At 47.1% G+C, this 15,720-nt stretch carries 19 protein-coding genes, 2 riboswitches and 1 other annotated feature; of the genes, 13 read left to right on the top strand and 6 right to left on the bottom strand.

Features of this window, described 5'->3' with window-relative positions:
- Positions 1-3 precede the first annotated feature (3 nt).
- The 9 genes from M1E03_RS14335 to M1E03_RS14295 all read left to right on the top strand — a co-directional run bounded on the left by M1E03_RS14335 (position 4) and on the right by M1E03_RS14295 (position 6,966).
- Positions 4-753 (top strand): DUF1129 domain-containing protein, encoded by a 750-nt coding sequence (locus M1E03_RS14335; protein ID WP_458110478.1) that lies wholly within the window; start codon positions 4-6, stop codon positions 751-753.
- A 92-nt stretch (positions 754-845) separates the two neighbouring features.
- On the top strand, positions 846-1,346 hold the full coding sequence (locus tag M1E03_RS14330; protein ID WP_020451093.1) for a small multi-drug export protein: 501 nt from the start codon (positions 846-848) through the stop codon (positions 1,344-1,346).
- 4 nt (positions 1,347-1,350) lie between these two features.
- Positions 1,351-1,872 (top strand): DinB family protein, encoded by a 522-nt coding sequence (locus M1E03_RS14325; RefSeq protein ID WP_020451094.1) that lies wholly within the window; start codon positions 1,351-1,353, stop codon positions 1,870-1,872.
- A gap of 46 nt (positions 1,873-1,918) precedes the next feature.
- A riboswitch (guanidine-I (ykkC/yxkD leader) is annotated at positions 1,919-2,021 on the top strand.
- A gap of 59 nt (positions 2,022-2,080) precedes the next feature.
- On the top strand, positions 2,081-2,410 hold the full coding sequence (locus tag M1E03_RS14320) for a DMT family transporter (protein ID WP_020451095.1): 330 nt from the start codon (positions 2,081-2,083) through the stop codon (positions 2,408-2,410).
- Complete coding sequence (locus M1E03_RS14315) at positions 2,410-2,724, top strand: DMT family transporter (RefSeq protein ID WP_020451096.1); 315 nt, start codon at positions 2,410-2,412, stop codon at positions 2,722-2,724. The genes M1E03_RS14320 and M1E03_RS14315 overlap by 1 nt, the downstream gene beginning before the upstream one ends.
- 113 nt (positions 2,725-2,837) lie before the next feature.
- A complete protein-coding gene (purU, locus tag M1E03_RS14310; protein WP_020451097.1) occupies positions 2,838-3,740 on the top strand; it encodes a formyltetrahydrofolate deformylase in 903 nt (300 codons plus the stop codon).
- 55 nt (positions 3,741-3,795) lie between these two features.
- Positions 3,796-4,014, top strand: a binding site (T-box leader).
- Positions 4,015-4,073: 59 nt separating this feature from the next.
- Entirely contained in the window at positions 4,074-5,171 is a 1,098-nt protein-coding gene (proB, locus tag M1E03_RS14305) for a glutamate 5-kinase (protein WP_105978994.1), read from the top strand.
- Between the two features lie 12 nt (positions 5,172-5,183).
- Positions 5,184-6,431: a glutamate-5-semialdehyde dehydrogenase gene (locus M1E03_RS14300; protein ID WP_458110477.1), complete on the top strand. Its 1,248-nt coding sequence runs from the start codon at positions 5,184-5,186 to the stop codon at positions 6,429-6,431.
- Positions 6,432-6,540: 109 nt separating this feature from the next.
- Positions 6,541-6,966: an organic hydroperoxide resistance protein gene (locus M1E03_RS14295; RefSeq protein ID WP_035338887.1), complete on the top strand. Its 426-nt coding sequence runs from the start codon at positions 6,541-6,543 to the stop codon at positions 6,964-6,966.
- A gap of 41 nt (positions 6,967-7,007) precedes the next feature.
- Here the strand turns inward: M1E03_RS14295 and M1E03_RS14290 are convergent, their stop codons facing one another.
- Positions 7,008-7,460: a MarR family winged helix-turn-helix transcriptional regulator gene (locus M1E03_RS14290; RefSeq protein WP_020451102.1), complete on the bottom strand. Its 453-nt coding sequence runs from the start codon at positions 7,458-7,460 to the stop codon at positions 7,008-7,010.
- 160 nt (positions 7,461-7,620) lie between these two features.
- Here M1E03_RS14290 and M1E03_RS14285 point away from each other — a divergent pair, with 160 nt between their 5' ends.
- Positions 7,621-8,034 carry an organic hydroperoxide resistance protein gene (locus M1E03_RS14285; RefSeq protein ID WP_020451103.1) on the top strand — a complete coding sequence of 138 codons (414 nt, stop codon included), beginning with the start codon at positions 7,621-7,623 and terminating at the stop codon, positions 8,032-8,034.
- A 71-nt stretch (positions 8,035-8,105) separates the two neighbouring features.
- Positions 8,106-8,768: a hypothetical protein gene (locus tag M1E03_RS14280; protein ID WP_026579823.1), complete on the top strand. Its 663-nt coding sequence runs from the start codon at positions 8,106-8,108 to the stop codon at positions 8,766-8,768.
- Positions 8,769-8,801: 33 nt separating this feature from the next.
- Here M1E03_RS14280 and M1E03_RS14275 read toward each other — a convergent pair whose 3' ends face one another.
- On the bottom strand, positions 8,802-9,272 hold the full coding sequence (locus M1E03_RS14275) for a nucleoside deaminase (protein WP_023856775.1): 471 nt from the start codon (positions 9,270-9,272) through the stop codon (positions 8,802-8,804).
- A 146-nt stretch (positions 9,273-9,418) separates the two neighbouring features.
- Here M1E03_RS14275 and M1E03_RS14270 point away from each other — a divergent pair, with 146 nt between their 5' ends.
- Positions 9,419-10,051, top strand: a complete 633-nt coding sequence (locus M1E03_RS14270) for a histidine phosphatase family protein (RefSeq protein ID WP_026579822.1) — start codon at positions 9,419-9,421, stop codon at positions 10,049-10,051.
- Between the two features lie 160 nt (positions 10,052-10,211).
- Here the strand turns inward: M1E03_RS14270 and M1E03_RS14265 are convergent, their stop codons facing one another.
- The 4 genes from M1E03_RS14265 to M1E03_RS14250 all read right to left on the bottom strand — a co-directional run bounded on the left by M1E03_RS14265 (position 10,212) and on the right by M1E03_RS14250 (position 15,154).
- Positions 10,212-10,925, bottom strand: a complete 714-nt coding sequence (locus tag M1E03_RS14265) for a hypothetical protein (RefSeq protein WP_025812013.1) — start codon at positions 10,923-10,925, stop codon at positions 10,212-10,214.
- Positions 10,922-11,236, bottom strand: coding sequence for a hypothetical protein (locus M1E03_RS14260; protein WP_020451108.1), 315 nt, complete (start codon positions 11,234-11,236; stop codon positions 10,922-10,924). The genes M1E03_RS14265 and M1E03_RS14260 overlap by 4 nt, the downstream gene beginning before the upstream one ends.
- Positions 11,237-11,443: 207 nt before the next feature.
- Positions 11,444-13,732: a 5-methyltetrahydropteroyltriglutamate--homocysteine S-methyltransferase gene (gene metE / locus M1E03_RS14255; protein ID WP_146874151.1), complete on the bottom strand. Its 2,289-nt coding sequence runs from the start codon at positions 13,730-13,732 to the stop codon at positions 11,444-11,446.
- Positions 13,733-13,881: 149 nt separating this feature from the next.
- Positions 13,882-14,070: riboswitch (cobalamin riboswitch) on the bottom strand.
- Positions 14,071-14,200: 130 nt separating this feature from the next.
- Positions 14,201-15,154 (bottom strand): S8 family peptidase, encoded by a 954-nt coding sequence (locus M1E03_RS14250; RefSeq protein WP_023856779.1) that lies wholly within the window; start codon positions 15,152-15,154, stop codon positions 14,201-14,203.
- Positions 15,155-15,446: 292 nt separating this feature from the next.
- Here M1E03_RS14250 and M1E03_RS14245 point away from each other — a divergent pair, with 292 nt between their 5' ends.
- Complete coding sequence (locus M1E03_RS14245; protein ID WP_020451111.1) at positions 15,447-15,602, top strand: transcriptional regulator SplA domain-containing protein; 156 nt, start codon at positions 15,447-15,449, stop codon at positions 15,600-15,602.
- The last annotated feature ends 118 nt before the right edge of the window (positions 15,603-15,720 follow it).

Genomic DNA, 15,720 nt, shown 5'->3' with positions numbered 1-15,720 from the left:
ATCGTGCTATCAAAAGACATGCAAAACGTATTGGACGACATGAGATTGTATTTAATGTCTGTAGGAAAAAGCGACAAAGAAATCGAAGGGATCATGAATGAGCTGACAGTTCATGCCTTGGAAGGGGAAAAGGAAGGAAAAACCGTCCGGCAAATTTTTGGGGATTCTCCCAAGTCATATGTTCAAGCACTGTCAAAAGAGCTTTCATTAAGGCCTGGGGAGATCGCCAAGTTGTTCTTTGCCATTTTGATCGGCGCGATATCCTATTTTATATTCAGTGACGCCGTGAACGACAGCCTCAATTATTCGGTCTATGTACTGGCAGGCTATCCGCTTTATATTTTGCTGGCAGCGGCTATGTTACCGCTGTTGGGCCGCGTTTCAGCGTTTAAAGGGAAGAAAACGGCCTTCATGTATACGGTGATGTACACCGCTTTGACGTTTTTTCCGATTTTGGCGATTATTTTTATTGATCGGCAATTCGGGACACCTATTCTTTCGTTTGACGGGGGAAGCCGCTGGCTGATTATGGCTCTGTCGTTTCTCGTGATCGTACTTTTGTCTTTCAGGTTGAAAGCTGCAGCCTTGTCCATATTGCCGCTGCTTTTAGCCGGAACGCATTTTTTGTTTCAGTATATGAAGTGGGATTCAGCCGGAGCCATGCTGGCAGAAACTTATATTCCCTATATCGGGCTGTTGCTCGTCATGTTCATTGAGACAAAGCGTGCCAAAAATACGGCTCAATATGAATGAAATACGGAAGAGCATGATATTTTTTAAGGTAAAGACTCTTGCCTTTTGGCGATCACAATGTTTATGATCAGAGCATGAAAGGTGGCCGATATATGGATATGATGTGGGGCTATGTACTCGTCTTTATTTTGGCTGCGATTCCGTGGTTTGAAGTGATCGGTGTCGTGCCGCTAGCGATCGTTGCCGGGCTTAAACCGGTTCCGTCCGCTATTATCGCACTATTCGGAAATCTGTTAACTGTACTGCTGCTTATTTTTTTAATTGACAAAGTGAAGGCGTGGCTTGAAAGAAAACGCGGGGAGCGGGGAACGGAGACCGATAAGCTCTCAAAAAGGAAAAGCAGAGCGAAAAAAATATGGCTGACCTACGGCATCCCTGGCCTTTCTTTCGTCGGACCTTTCTTTATCGGCTCCCACTTAACCGCGTTTATGTGCATGGGCTTCGGGGCCAAGCACAGGCAAACGGCGCTCTGGATGACGGGGAGTCTCACGGTATGGACAGCGGTGTCGGCTGTCGCTGCCTACTACGGTTTCAGTTTCCTCGCTCCTGAAAATGAAGGGCTGCTGAAAAATATCTTTAAACAAGAGGAGTGAAGTTATGCCGTTTTTAAAGGATTTATCTCCAGTTGAAGAGATGGCGCCGACAGTCGGGGTGCTTTTTTCGGCGGTCAATGAAAACATCGAACGGCTGAAATCAATCGTCTCCGGCATCAGCCGGGAGGAGCTGGAATATAAGGGGGAGCATGGCGACAAAAACAGCATCGCCCAGCTGATCTATCATTTAATCAATGTCGATATTCGCTGGGTATACAGGCTGAAGGGAAGCGAATTTCCCAGAGAGCTGGAAGAGAAATACGGGCCGATGACAGATGAAAACGGACGTTTGCCGGAGGTAAAAGGCTTACCCTTATCCGTGTTAATCGAGTGGTATGACGAGGTACTGGAGATGTTGAAACGCACCGTTAAAGGCTTCTCGGAAACAGACTTGTTGAAGAAGGTTCCGTATGAGGGAGGGTTTTCGACCATCCGCTGGGGAATCTGGCATATGTCTGATCATAACCGCTATCACCAAGCGCATATCCAGGCCTGCTTAGGGGAGTACCGCAAGCAAAACAGTTGATTTTTTCGAATGATTTGGTATGATGCTAATTAGCAAACTTCATAGCGTTAAAGTTTTCTAGGGTTCCGCACATTCGGATGTGGTCTGGTCCGAGAGAAAACACATATGATTTGTTCATATGCACACGGAGGGATAAAAGCCCGGGAGTATCGTTTTCATCGATAACCCGGGTTTTTTCTTTTGCTGAAAATGAATTGGAGGGATTTTGATGAGATGGGGCAGTGTCATACTTGCAGCCTTGTTTGAAATTGGCTGGGTCATGGGGCTGAAACACGCTGATTCGGCTCTTGAATGGATCGGCACGGCGGCGGCCGTCGCGATGAGCTTTTATATACTGGTGAAGGCGGGAGAGAAGCTGCCGGTCGGAACCGTGTATGCCGTATTTACCGGTCTCGGCACAGCGGGAACGGTCGTCTGCGAAATCGTCTTGTTTCATGAGCCGGCAAATATCGCCAAGCTTGCTCTGATCGGTGTTTTGCTATGCGGCGTGATCGGCTTGAAGCTTGTAACAAATGAAGAGAAAGGGGAGGCGTCATAATGGAATGGATCTGCCTCATCGCCGCCGGTATACTGGAAATGCTCGGCGTGACGATGATGAACCAGTTTCATAAAGACAAGCGGCTGAGATGGATCTTATTGTTGATCATCGGTTTTGCCGCTTCGTTTTTCTTGCTATCCCTTGCGATGGAGACGCTGCCGATGGGAACGGCGTATGCAGTTTGGACAGGGATCGGCACGGTTGGAGGTGCGCTTGTCGGCATCCTGTTTTACGGAGAGCCGAAAGACGGAAAACGCATCTTTTTCATCGCGCTCATTTTGGGATCAGCCGTCGGACTGAAACTGATAAGCTAGCGTCCGGCCCGTGCACTTTATGGCAAATGGGCGTCCGTAAATTGATTTTTCAATAAACTCCAGTATAATGAAAAGATAGTTTACGAATTACAAGCAAAGAGGGTTTTACGAAAATGAATGCATATATGAAACAGCAGTTATCGCAATATCAGGAAATCAATAACGATAAGGCCCGCCTTCTGGTCAGCTGTCCGGATCAGCCTGGAATCGTCGCCGCCGTTTCTTCCTTTTTATTTGAAAATGGCGCGAATATTATTGAATCGAGCCAGTATACGACAGACCCTGAAGGAGGCCGGTTCTTTCTGCGGATTGAGTTTGAAGCCGAAGGCATCCGCAAAAAGATCGAACAGATGAAAGCGACATTCGCCACTGTGGCGGAGTCCTTCCAAATGACGTGGAGCATGAATTTGGCGAGCGAGCTGAAACGCGTCGCTATCTTCGTTTCAAAAGAGCTTCACTGCCTGCATGAACTGCTGTGGGAGTGGCAGAGCGGCAATTTGATGGCGGAAATTGCAGCGGTTATCAGCAATCATGAAGATGCAAGAGAAACCGTTGAATCGCTGAATATTCCGTTCCTTTACATGAAAGCGAACAAAGACATCCGTGAAGAAGTGGAAAAACAGCAGCTGAAATGGCTTGAAGAGTATCGTGCGGATGTCATCGTTCTCGCCCGCTACATGCAGATTTTAACGCCTGATTTTGTCTCGGCTCATCCGAACAAAATCATTAATATTCACCACTCATTCCTGCCGGCTTTTATCGGAGCGAATCCGTATAAACGGGCATATGAAAGAGGCGTTAAACTGATCGGAGCAACATCGCATTATGTGACAAACGAATTGGATGAAGGACCGATCATCGAACAGGATATCGAACGGGTCGACCACAGAGACAATGTGGAAGCATTGAAAAACATCGGCCGCACGATTGAGAGAAGCGTTTTGGCAAGAGCGGTCAAATGGCACTTGGAAGACCGGATTATCGTGCATGGAAACAAGACGATCGTCTTTAATTAAATTGTTTGATCTCCCTCTTGACAGAGGCGTTTTTCCTAGGCATAATAATAAAAAATCACGAGCGTTGAAGAGGGCCAGTAAGCAGTTCTTTCTGTGAAAGAGAGTGAAATGGCATGCTGAAACATTTCACCACATGAAACCTGCTGAACCTGCCTCGGAGTCTCAGGGGGAAAACCTGGGCGCATACCCTGGCGTTAAAGGGGAAAGAGGAGTGCGCTTTTTTCTCGCGCATTCAATGAAGGTGGTACCGCGGAAAGCTCTTTTCGTCCTTTTATTTGGACGAAAAGGGCTTTTTTTGTTGGCTTCTGCCAGATCATCTCGGAGGGAAAAAACGTGAAAAAACAACGGATTGTCATTAAAATCGGAAGCAGTTCATTAACCAATTCGAAAGGCAGCATCGATGAGGCGAAGATCAATGACCATGTTCAGGCGATAGCTGCTCTGAAAAAAGAAGGCCACGACGTCATCTTTATTTCGTCCGGCGCTGTCGCTGCGGGATTTTTACAGCTCGGCTATCCCGCGAGGCCTGTCACGCTAAAGGGGAAACAGGCTGCAGCGGCCGTCGGCCAGAGCTTGTTAATGCAGACATACATCAAGCATTTTGCAGACCGCGATATCAAGCCTGCGCAAATTTTATTGACAAGAAACGATTTTGCCAAACGGGAACGGTATCGAAATGCATATGCGACCATTATGGAACTGATTGAACGGGGGCTTGTCCCGATTATTAATGAAAATGATTCGGTATCTGTTGAAGAATTGACGTTTGGGGACAATGACATGCTATCCGCCCTGGTGAGCGGACTGATTCATGCCGACAAACTCATCATTTTAACGGATATTAACGGCCTCTATGATTCGAATCCGAATGAACATCCTGATGCCCGCCGTTTTGATTACATTCCCGAAATTACGGACGAACTTTTGGGCTGCGCCGCATCCGCCGGTTCAAAAGTCGGGACGGGCGGAATGAAGTCGAAGCTTTTGGCGGCAAAAACCGCTCTTTCACTCGGCGTCAATGTTTTCATAGGCGCCGGAGAGGGAGATGATAAGCTGATTCAGATTTTAAAAGGAAACGGGGACGGCACCTATATCGGCCAATCCGACCTGTCTTCCGTCAACAATCATAGACAGTGGATCGCTTTTCACTCTCCTGTCTCAGGGAAGATTACCGTTGATGAGGGGGCTGAGCTGGCGATTATCGAAAATGGCGGCAGCTTGCTGCCGGCCGGCGTAACAGCAATATCCGGGAATTTTCCGAAAGGGGCGGTTGTCGAAGTTTACGGACCGAACGGCTTGGCCGGAAAAGGCCAAACGCTGTACTCCGCAGCAGAGCTTGAAGAGGTGAAAGGGAAACGAAGCGATGAGTTCCATCATGAAGAAGGGATAGAAGTCATCCATCGAAATGATTGGGTAAGTATTAAAGAATAAGGGGATGAAAGAATGAGCGAAGTGATTGAAAAAGCAAAAAAGGCTAAAGTCGCAAAAGAAGAACTGGTTCATCAGCCGACTGCAAAGAAAAATGAGGGGCTTTCCTTCATCGCCGAGGCGCTCCGCTTTAAGCAAGATGAGATATTGGCAGAAAACGAGAAAGATATCGTTCGCGGCAAAGAAAAAGGCTTTTCACCTGCGCTGCTTGACCGCCTTGCCTTAACTCCGGAGAGACTGAATGATATGGCAGACGCCGTCATGCTGCTCATCAAGCTTGAAGATCCTGTGGGGGAAACGCTTGAAACGATCCGCAAAGACAACGGGCTTTTCATTGAAAATGTCAGGGTTCCGCTCGGAGTCGTCGGCATGATCTACGAGGCCCGGCCGAATGTAACGGTCGACGCCGCGACCCTCTGTTTGAAAACGGGAAATGCCGTCATCCTGCGGGGCAGTTCATCAGCCATCAACAGCAATCAAGCGCTCGTCCGCGTGATCAGAGAAGCGCTCGAACAATCTGCGCTTCCGGAGGATGCCGTTCAGCTCATTGAAGATACAAGCAGGGAAGCGGCAAAACAGCTGTTCACTTTAAACGACGGCTTGGATGTCCTGATTCCGCGAGGAGGGAAAGACCTCATTGATATGGTGGTGCGGGAATCCACAGTGCCTGTCCTTGAAACAGGCGCGGGAAACTGTCACATATTCATTGATGAATCGGCTCGGTCCGACATGGCCGAGCAGGTTGTAATCAATGCCAAAACGCAGCGTCCTTCTGTCTGCAATGCGATTGAAACGGTGCTTATCCATAAAGACTGGGCGAAGAAGCATACGACAGCGCTGCTTCAAAAGCTTGAAGAAGCAGGCGTTGAAATCAGGGGAGACGAAGCTGTATGTGCGCTGCTGCCATCTGCGGTTCCTGCTCGCGAGACCGACTGGGAAACCGAGTTTCTTGCGCCGGTTGTCAGCATCAAAATTGTCGCCGGAATCGATGAAGCCATCCGGCACATCAGGCAGTACGGCACGCGTCATTCGGAAGCGATTCTGACTGAAAATCAGGAAAACGCCCGGTTTTTCTTAACGTCTGTTGACGCTGCAGCGGTTTACCACAATGCTTCCACGCGTTTTACGGACGGCTTTGAATTCGGCTATGGCGCCGAAATCGGCATCAGCACGCAAAAGCTTCATGCAAGGGGGCCGATGGGCCTTAAAGCGCTGACTTCTTCTAAATATATCATTAAAGGAAACGGGCAAATCCGGATATGAAAGTGAAACATCCTGTCTTGACATGCAGACAGGATGTTTTTTTGTTGCGTTTTCGCATTAAATTTTATAAAATTTAATTGTGCACAATATAAATTAAAGGAGACGATAAATCATGAAACCGCTATTTACCTCGCAAGCTACTGCCAAAGGCGGCAGAGACGGACAAGTCACCTCATCTGACCGCGTCCTTGAACTGGAGCTGGCCATGCCGGGAACGCCAAAAGCCAAGAAGAACGAAAATGCCACCAATCCGGAGCAGCTGTTTGCTGCCGGATATGCGGCATGCTTTGACAGTGCATTGCAATTGACCGCCCAAAAAGCGCGTCTTCGAATGGAGACAGAGGTGACGGCAAACGTCAGCCTTCTGAAAGATGAAGCAGATGGAGGCTATAAGCTCAGTGTCACGCTGCAAGTAAAAGGAACCGGCGTTGAACAGTCGGAGCTCGAAAAACTCGTTCATCAAGCTCATACCGTTTGTCCGTATTCAAAAGCGATTTCCGGAAATGTTGATGTCAGCCTTGAAGTCATTTCTTAAAAAAAAGGCGCCTTCATATCGAAGGCGCCTTTTTGCTGTCTTTACAGCGCATCTGTTTTTTTCGTCAATGAAGCCAGAAGGGATTCAAGCGTTTGTTTCAAGTTCTTCAGTTCGCCAGCCGACAGATCGGTCTGGGCGATCATGTGTTGCGGAATGCTGCTCGCTTTTTCCTGAAGTGCCTGGCCGCCTGCTGTCAGTCTGACGACCACAGACCGTTCATCTTCAGGTGACCGCTCCCTTGTTAAAAGCCCGTGCTGCTCCATCCTCTTCAGCATCGGCGTCAGTGTGCCGGAATCGAGATAAAGGAGCTTGCCCATTGTTTTGACGTTTAATTCCCCGTGCTCCCATAATAAAAGGAGTGCGAGGTACTGCGGATACGTAATATTGAGTTTATCAAGCAGCGGCTTGTAAAGCTTCGTCATTTCACGCGAACTGGCATAAAGGAGAAAACAAAGCTGTCTGTCAAGCCTCATATGTTCAAATTCGTTTGTCATCGTTTCACCAACTCTTTTTTATGTTCCTTTTTATTGTATAAGATTTTTCGTTTTTTTCCCATTGTTCTGCAGAAAACCCGAAAAAACAAAAACAGATGTTTAAAAAACTCATTTTGTGAAATATAAAGAGTAGAGGAAAAAAACGTAAGGAGGAATCAGGATGACTGCATTATTTACAGCAAAAGTCACGGCAAAAGGCGGAAGATCAGGACATGTCACATCAGATGACGGGGTTTTGGATCACAACATTGTCATGCCAAATGAAAAAAAAGAAGGCGAATCAGGGACAAATCCTGAACAGCTCTTTGCGGCGGGATACGCGGCGTGCTTCGGCGGCGCATTGGAGCATGTCGCAAAACAAAAAGGCATTAACATCGATTCTGAGGTTGAGGGCCATGTGAGCTTGCTGAAGGATGAGAGTGACGGCGGTTTTAAAATCGGCGTCAAGCTGATCGTCACCTCAGGCGGGGTAGACAAAGAAAAAGCGAAAGAGCTGGTCGAAGCCGCTCATGACTTTTGCCCTTATTCAAAAGCGACGAGAGGAAATATCGACGTCAGCCTTGAAGTAAAATAAACAAACGGGAAAGATGAAAACGAGAAAGCAAACAAAGCTTGTTTGCTTTCTTTTTTAGAAAGGAGCAGCAAATGGCATATCTTAAAAAAGCGCTTGTATTCGCCGTGCTCTCTGCCGCCTTCGTCCTTGTAGGATGCGGAACCGGAGCGAAGGAGAACAACGGAAATCAACCCTCGGCTGATACGGCCAAACAGAAAGCGCCTGATTTGAAAACATATTCTCTTGACAAAAATATTCGGTCTGAAGAAGATTTTGATTTGATAGGCAAGTATGTTCATGCCGAAGACGACCAAATCACGCTCGAAATAAAGGATAAGGAACTGATTGTACCGAAAAGCAGCCGTTTTCACAGCGAAGAAGACCATGATGACTTAATCGGGAAGCTTGTGAAGGTAGAGGTGGACGGAAAAACGCAAGAAGCCGAAGAAGCTGAGCTCATGCCGCAGTCAAAAGCCGACCAAAACGGCGTATATGAACAGGAGAATGACGGCAGCCGAAAAATCATTGCCGCGTTTGTCAGCGAATCGGAACAAAACATTACACTCAAAACAAAAGCAGGGGAAAAAACTTATCAGAAAACAGCCGATTTTGAGAGGGATGTCGCCGAAGCACCTGAAAAACTGAAAGGGAAAATCGTCAGGCTTGAAATTGAAAAGGATGGAAAGGCGGAAAGCCTTGATTTGGAATCTGAAGATCAAAAGCTTGAATGGTATGAGCCGTCAGCTTCAAAATGAAAAAGCTTCCTTCACCAGGAAGCTTTTTTTATTTTAATATTCCACTTTTTGATCGGTCGTTTCCCACGTGAGAAAGGGTTCAAGCTTTGCTTGAAGGTCCATTTTATAAAAAGGAATTGTCCGTTCGCTTTGCGTTTTTGTGATTTCTTCATAAATAAAAGAATCGTCAAAACCGGCCGATGCGGCATCTGAATGCTGAGCGGCGAAGTAAACTTCCTTCGGTCTCGCCCAGTAGATGGCTCCCAGGCACATTGGGCACGGTTCGCAGCTTGTATAAAGAATGCAGTCGTTCAGCTGATAATCGCCAAGTGCTTCACAGGCGAGCCGAATAGCCGTTACCTCAGCATGCGCGGTGGGATCATTGCTTGTTGTGACATTGTTTTTTCCCTCGGCAATAATTTGGCCGTCTTTGACAATCACAGCGCCAAAAGGTCCGCCCGTGCCGCTTTTCACGCTCTCCACCGCAAGGTCGATTGCGCGCTGCAAAAATGCTTCATGATTCATTTCTGTATCCTCCTTGGTTGTCTTGCCTTCTTATTATAGCTGATGAATCTTGTAAAATAAACGCGCATCAGAATATTCAGTATGTTTGATTTCGAACGGACCATCGCATACAATGAATGCTAGAATGATGAACGGAGGATGATGTTTTGCTTACATTGTATATTGCAAGACACGGTCAGACGGAATGGAATATTGAAAAAAGAATGCAAGGCTGGGAAGACTCCAATTTAACGGCTTTGGGGCTGGCAAATGCAAACGCCCTCGGCGAACGGCTGAAAGATGTTCAATTCCAAGCCGCATATTCCAGTCCAAGCGGCCGGGCTGTTGATTCTGCGCGGGCTATGCTGCAGAACCGCAGTGTTCCCTTTATAACAGACGACAGATTAAAAGAAATCTCGATCGGCCGCTGGGAAGGAAAAACGTATGATGAGATCGAACAAAGCGATCCTGACTTGCTGGAAGCGTATTTTAATGCGCCTGAAACATACATGCCTGATGAAGGGGAGAGCTTTTACGATTTTGAAAGACGGGTCAGCCGGGTGTATGAATTCATTCTCCGCCGCCATCGGGAAGGCAATGTCCTCATTGTCAGCCATTCCGTGTTTATTTTGGTGCTTTTGAATCTGTTAAAAAAGAGGCCGGTCAGTGAACTATGGAACTCGAGCTATGTTCATGACACAGCTCTTGCAGTTGTAACAGTTTCTGATGATGGAAAGGTCACAATCGAAAGAGAAGGAGACGGGGAACATAGAGTAGAAGCAAAGAATGCCACCTGGTAGGCATGCCAAAAAGCCTGATTTCAACAATCAGGCTTTTAGCGTGTCGACAAACCCTTGCAGGCCTGCAAAGGCGGTGCTCACAGGATCGGCGGCAAACCATCCAGGCGTCCTGCCTGAACGCCGCTGTCATCATATCCTGTGAAAGTCCGCTCCGAGCCTCTTAGCCGGAATACATTTTGGCACTGAAGCTGTGGAGCGTGGCAGCGGAAATCGTTTTGTTTTTTGAAAGACAAACGGTTTTGACATCTGCCGCATCTGCTTCCGCTTTTTTTCCGAAAAGGAAGACCGTAAGAGAAAGCGGGCCTTTTGCGATTTGCTGATACGCCAGAAGGCAAAGGTTGTCGGCGATTGTGCGGCTGATCATGCGGCGTGCTGACCACAGCTGCTGCTGTCCTTCTTCATCTAACTGAATATATGCTGCGGCTCGTTTTTTCGTAAAGAGTCCTGACAGGCCGTTTTGTTTGATCTGCTTCATGAGAGCGAGCGGTTCAGACAGCGGCGGCGCGGTCAGTCTGTAGCTGTCAGGGGAACATTTTGCCGCAGCCAAAAAAGACATGATCGGCAGGTAGCCTGCCAGACGCCCGCCGCTCTGGAAGAGCTTCTCTGCAAGCATTTGATCGGTCTTTTTCATGCGGATTTCTGTAAAGTGCAGAAGATGCTGCAAATCATCGAGCGTGTGTAAAAATCCATTGAGTTCATGTTCCATTTCGGATTGCGCCTGATCGATCCCGTATGTCCTTGCTGCTTTCACGCTGGAGAAAAGAACATGAAAATGGCGGTTCAAAAGGTTTATTAAATCGCTGATTCGCTGGTGGGAATAGCGAAATTGGCGGGCGAGCGCGTGCAGATCATTGATGTTCAGCCGGATCGTCATGTCAGCTCCTCGGCTTTCAGCTGAAGCCGCTCAATTTCTTCGGACGCCTGCTCCTTAATGGCCCTCAGCCTGTCATACACGCGCGATTCCGCCCGGTCAAGATCGTCCAAAAGTGCGTCATACATTTCGCGCGCCTGTCCGCGCCATCCGTTGATATACATTTGGTGTGCTTTTAAAATAGAAGAACTTTCCTGCCTCAGCTCGTCAATGGCGGCAGTCACTTCTTTTACGTATAGCTGAAGAGAGTGAATGTCTTCCTGATATATTTTTCGTTTGATTTTTCGTTCTAACGCTATTCCATCGTCAATCACTACATATTTTCCTTCCCTTCCATCATCTACTACAAATATGTTAAAAGAAAAGGATACGGAAGGAAATCGTACGAATGAATCAAAAGTCTTAATGATTTTTGGGCGGACATACCTTATATAACGGTTCTTTCGGCCTAAAAAGGGCTGAGGACATGAAAAGAGCCGCCCGTGTGAACAGGCGGCGTTTGTGTTGGATTTATTGTGGAATTAAACAGTCTGAGCGAGTTTGCCTCTTGCTTGTTTGGCTGCTTCAACCATATGTTTAAGCGCTGCGATCGTTTCCTCAGGCTGTCTCGTTTTTAAACCGCAGTCAGGGTTTACCCAGAAGCGGTCAGCCGGGCAGACTTTCAGCGCATCTTCTATAATCGTGAGCATTTCATCGCTGGAAGGGACGCGGGGACTGTGAATATCATAGACGCCAAGCCCGAGTCCTTTCAGGTAAGGATGCTGTTCCAGATAATCAAGGAATCCGCCGTGGCTTCTGCTGTGCTCGATTGTAATGACGTCTGCGTCAAGATCTTCGATCGTGTCTACAATATCTTCAAAGTTGCTGTAGCACATATGCGTATGGATTTGCGTCGTATCTTCTACTGATGAAGTGGACAGTCTGAACGCTTCGGCAGCCCATTTAAGGTACTCGTCCCAATCCCGTTCTTTAAGCGGCAGGCCTTCTCTCAAGGCGGGTTCATCGACCTGGATGATTTGAATGCCTGCTTTTTCGAGCGCTTCAACCTCTTTGCGGAGAGCTTGGGCGATTTGGAAGGCAATCTCTTTTCTCGGCAGATCATAGCGGGCAAAGGACCAGTTTAAAATCGTAACAGGACCTGTCAGCATGCCCTTGACTTTCTTCGAGGTCAAGGATTGGGCGTAAACTGTTTCTTTTACCGTCATCGGCTCTTTAAACTCGACATCTCCGTAGATGACCGGCGGACGGACGCAGCGGGAACCGTATGACTGAACCCAGGCGTATTTGGTAAAGGCGAATCCTCCGAGCTTTTCACCGAAATATTCAACCATGTCTGTCCGTTCGAATTCTCCGTGAACGAGAACGTCAAGTCCGAGGTCTTCCTGAATGTCAATCCATTTCTTTGTTTCTTTCTGAATAAATACTTCATACTGCTCGTCAGACCATTCTTTTTTCCGCCATTTTTGCCGCGCGCTCCGCACTTCCGCTGTCTGCGGGAAGCTGCCGATCGTCGTTGTCGGCAATAGAGGAAGTCCGAGAGATTCATTTTGGATCCGCAGTCTTTCTTCAAAAGCTGTCGGGCGTTTAAAGTCTTCCTCGGTCAGCTTGTCTATTTCTTCGGCAAAGGCCGAATTTGTCGCTGCACCGTATTGTTTGAGAGATTGAAGGTGCCCGTGCGCTTCATCGATTTCCGTTTGGATGGCCGCTTTTCCGGAAACAAGTCCGTTCTTCAGCAGTGTAAGCTCCAGAAGCTTTTCTTTTGCAAAAGATAAACCGTTCAAGAGATCATCGGCAAGCTGCTCGTCCGGGTGTTTTGCGACAGGGACGTGAAGCAGGCTGTTTGAAGGCTGAATCCAGACTTCGTCAACACCCGCACTCTGGATCAGCTCAAGCGTCAGATCCAGGCGTTCTTCGAGATTGGCTTTCCAAATGTTGCGCCCGTCTAAAATACCGGCGGCAAGGACTTTGCCTTTAGGAAAACCGTGCGCTTTTAAATGCTCGAAGTTTTTCCCTTTATCATGAACAAAATCAAGACCAATCCCGGCGACAGGAAACGATATCAGCTCTTCATAAGCGTCAACCGAATCAAAATAGGTTTGCAGAAGGATATTCACTCCAGGGACTTCCTCTGTAATCGTCTGATAGATTTCTTTGACTGCAGCCGCTTCTTCATGTGAAGCCGTCACTAGAGCAGGCTCGTCGATTTGCACCCATTTGCCGCCTTCCTGCTCAAGCTCTTTCAGAACTTGGATGTAAAGAGGCGTCATTTGGCTATAAATATCTTTGATATCTTGTTGTTCATAGCCTTTTGCAAGGGCTACGAAAGTGTAAAGGCCGAGTATGACGGGCTTCGTTTCTGTTCCCAATGCTGCTTTTGCTCTTTTATAATCTTCAAGCGGTTTGTTTCTCGTCACGCGGTATTGTGCGCCTTTTTCAAATTCAGGCACAATATAATGGTAGTTTGTGTTAAACCATTTTGTCATTTCACACGATACAGCATCTTTCGTGCCTCTCGCCATTGCGAAATAAGTATCTAACGGATCATGTACATCCTTGAATCTTTTTGGAATCCAGTTGAACATCACCGCCGTGTCAAGAACGTGGTCGTACAGGGTAAAGTCGGAAACCGGTATGATATCGATTTGCTGATCAAGCTGGGTCTGGAGGGCTGCTAAAAATTGTTCGTCCATTTCTTTTAAAAAGGTCTCACGGTCTGTGTTTCCTTTCCAATAAGCCTCAAGCGATTTTTTCCATTCTCTGTTCAAGCCGATTCTTGGAAATCCCAAGCTACTCGTTTTTACATTTGTCATTCTGGTCTCCTCCTTTTAGTGTTCAATAAAAAAAGACACTCACACTTCGGACAATGAGAAGGTGAATGCCTGAAAACAGCATTTTGCGAACGAGAAATAAACGTAGCGATTGTTACGTCAACTCGAACACCTCCTATCGACCGTAGGTTGATGGTGCGTCAGAACAGGCAGGTCTCCTGGCTCATGAATCGACGGTTATTTCCCCCTTCCCGTATAGAAACAGTGGGTTTTATGAAATAACCTCCTCATTCACAGTGGCGGGACCGCGTCGGATTTTCACCAAACTTCCCTTTTAAAATCTAACCTCGTTAGATTACCATGTTCCCGGCGATGAAATTGTTTAGTAGATTATATACCGTCACGATCTTTTAGTCAAAATAATTTTTGAATTCTTGCAATTAAAAAGATTCAGCCTTATCGATAGCCATGAAAAAGGCCGCCGACATTGTCGGCAGCCTCCTTAGGCTGTTAAAGGGAAAGAAGTTTTGCTTCGCCGGCTTTTTCCGCCAGTACCTCCGGCGCCGACAAATATAAGAATCCATTGCCGATCAGCGCTTTTGAGTAATCAAGAGGAAGCGTGCGGCGGATTAACTGAGCATACAGTTCCGGTTCTGTCAGCTTCCGTTTAAACGCCTCTTCTTCAGCTGACTTGATGAGAGCGAGCGCGCCGCTGACGTGCGGTGTGGCCATCGATGTTCCCGTCAGCTTTCCGTATTGATGATCGGGCAATGTAGAGAGGATTTCTTCTCCTGGTGCAACGAGGTCAATTTCTTTGTTCGCATTTGAGAATTCGGAAGACTCCCGCGTCAATGACACAGACCCGACAGCGATGACTTCGTTGTATGCAGCAGGGTATGAGTACTCCTCTGTACGGTCATTGCCGTCGCCTTCGTTTCCGGCGGCGCAGACGACGAGCACTCCGTTTTTCACGGCGTTTGTCACCGCTTCTTTCAATTCCGGAACGTCGGCAGGTCCGCCGAGCGACATTGAAATGATATCGGCTTTTTGTTCGACGGCGTAGTTGATCCCGTTGATGATCCATTCATAATCGCCGCTGCCGTCTTCACCGCCGAGCACCTTGACGATTAATAGGTTCGCTTCAGGTGCCACGCCGGAGATGCCGCCGTTTTGATCGTTTGCGGCAATCGTACCCGCCACATGGGTGCCATGTCCATTATAATCATGAAATTGATCTTCTTTTCCATTGTCATCATCAGTAAAGTTTCTGCCTCCGATGATTCGGTCTGCCAAATCGGGATGGGTTGCGTCACAGCCTGTATCAAGCACTGCGACAGTGATATCTTTTCCTTTAAAACCTTGTGACCACAGCTCCGGTGCCTTAATCGCATCGATTCCTTCCGGCAATTCGTTCACGTCCATCAGCTTTGTGTCAGTGACATAAGGAATTAATCGCATTTGCATTTCAAAGCCCTCCCTGTTATATGCTGCTTTAGATGGGTTACAAGGTGCGTGATTTTATTGTAAAACATTCACTTTGTTAAAAAAAGGTTCATTTGTATGAATTTTATGAAAAGTTAAAAAATATAGATAATAGAGGAGAAAAGTCGAATAACTGCGAACAATGCTGGAATTGTAAGCGAAAAGACCTGTGAAATCGGCGAAAGGGCGAGAGAATCACTATATATATGAGATTTCGCTTCATCATATTATCCCGGCAAAAGGATATCCTATTAAAAAAAGGAGTTGATACAGGGTGAAAGAACAAGAAAACGAAAAAAGAGACGAATTGTCAATCGAGCAGGCGGAGTTTGTGCCGCATCCAAAATATGAAGGAGAATACGCGCTTTTGCTGCACGAAAACTATCACCTGCTGTCAAAGGACGACCTTGAACAGGATAGCGAAAAGTAAGAACGGAGCTCGGCATCTCGGCGAAAGAGCTGGTTTAATTTTGACGAAAAAGGGAATCAACCATAATAGAGAGCATTAAGTTTGCTTTTCTTATTGACAGTTATCCTTTTTTTCTGTA

Source organism: Bacillus sp. PK6-013, assembly GCF_054161445.1.
This window is presented reverse-complemented; position numbering and strand designations above follow the sequence as displayed.

Excerpts from the sequence above, each read along its gene's own strand:
- M1E03_RS14275 (WP_023856775.1), bottom strand. The coding sequence starts at position 9,272 with ATGAATCATGAAGCATTTTTGCAGCGCGCAATCGACCTTGCGGTGGAG.
- M1E03_RS14290 (WP_020451102.1), bottom strand. The coding sequence starts at position 7,460 with ATGACAAACGAATTTGAACATATGAGGCTTGACAGACAGCTTTGTTTT.
- M1E03_RS14265 (WP_025812013.1), bottom strand. The coding sequence starts at position 10,925 with ATGACGATCCGGCTGAACATCAATGATCTGCACGCGCTCGCCCGCCAA.
- M1E03_RS14280 (WP_026579823.1), top strand. The coding sequence starts at position 8,106 with ATGGCATATCTTAAAAAAGCGCTTGTATTCGCCGTGCTCTCTGCCGCC.
- M1E03_RS14300 (WP_458110477.1), top strand. The coding sequence starts at position 5,184 with ATGAGCGAAGTGATTGAAAAAGCAAAAAAGGCTAAAGTCGCAAAAGAA.
- purU (WP_020451097.1), top strand. The coding sequence starts at position 2,838 with ATGAATGCATATATGAAACAGCAGTTATCGCAATATCAGGAAATCAAT.
- M1E03_RS14320 (WP_020451095.1), top strand. The coding sequence starts at position 2,081 with ATGAGATGGGGCAGTGTCATACTTGCAGCCTTGTTTGAAATTGGCTGG.
- metE (WP_146874151.1), bottom strand. The coding sequence starts at position 13,732 with ATGACAAATGTAAAAACGAGTAGCTTGGGATTTCCAAGAATCGGCTTG.
- M1E03_RS14315 (WP_020451096.1), top strand. The coding sequence starts at position 2,410 with ATGGAATGGATCTGCCTCATCGCCGCCGGTATACTGGAAATGCTCGGC.
- M1E03_RS14325 (WP_020451094.1), top strand. The coding sequence starts at position 1,351 with ATGCCGTTTTTAAAGGATTTATCTCCAGTTGAAGAGATGGCGCCGACA.
- M1E03_RS14330 (WP_020451093.1), top strand. The coding sequence starts at position 846 with ATGGATATGATGTGGGGCTATGTACTCGTCTTTATTTTGGCTGCGATT.
- M1E03_RS14285 (WP_020451103.1), top strand. The coding sequence starts at position 7,621 with ATGACTGCATTATTTACAGCAAAAGTCACGGCAAAAGGCGGAAGATCA.
- M1E03_RS14250 (WP_023856779.1), bottom strand. The coding sequence starts at position 15,154 with ATGCAAATGCGATTAATTCCTTATGTCACTGACACAAAGCTGATGGAC.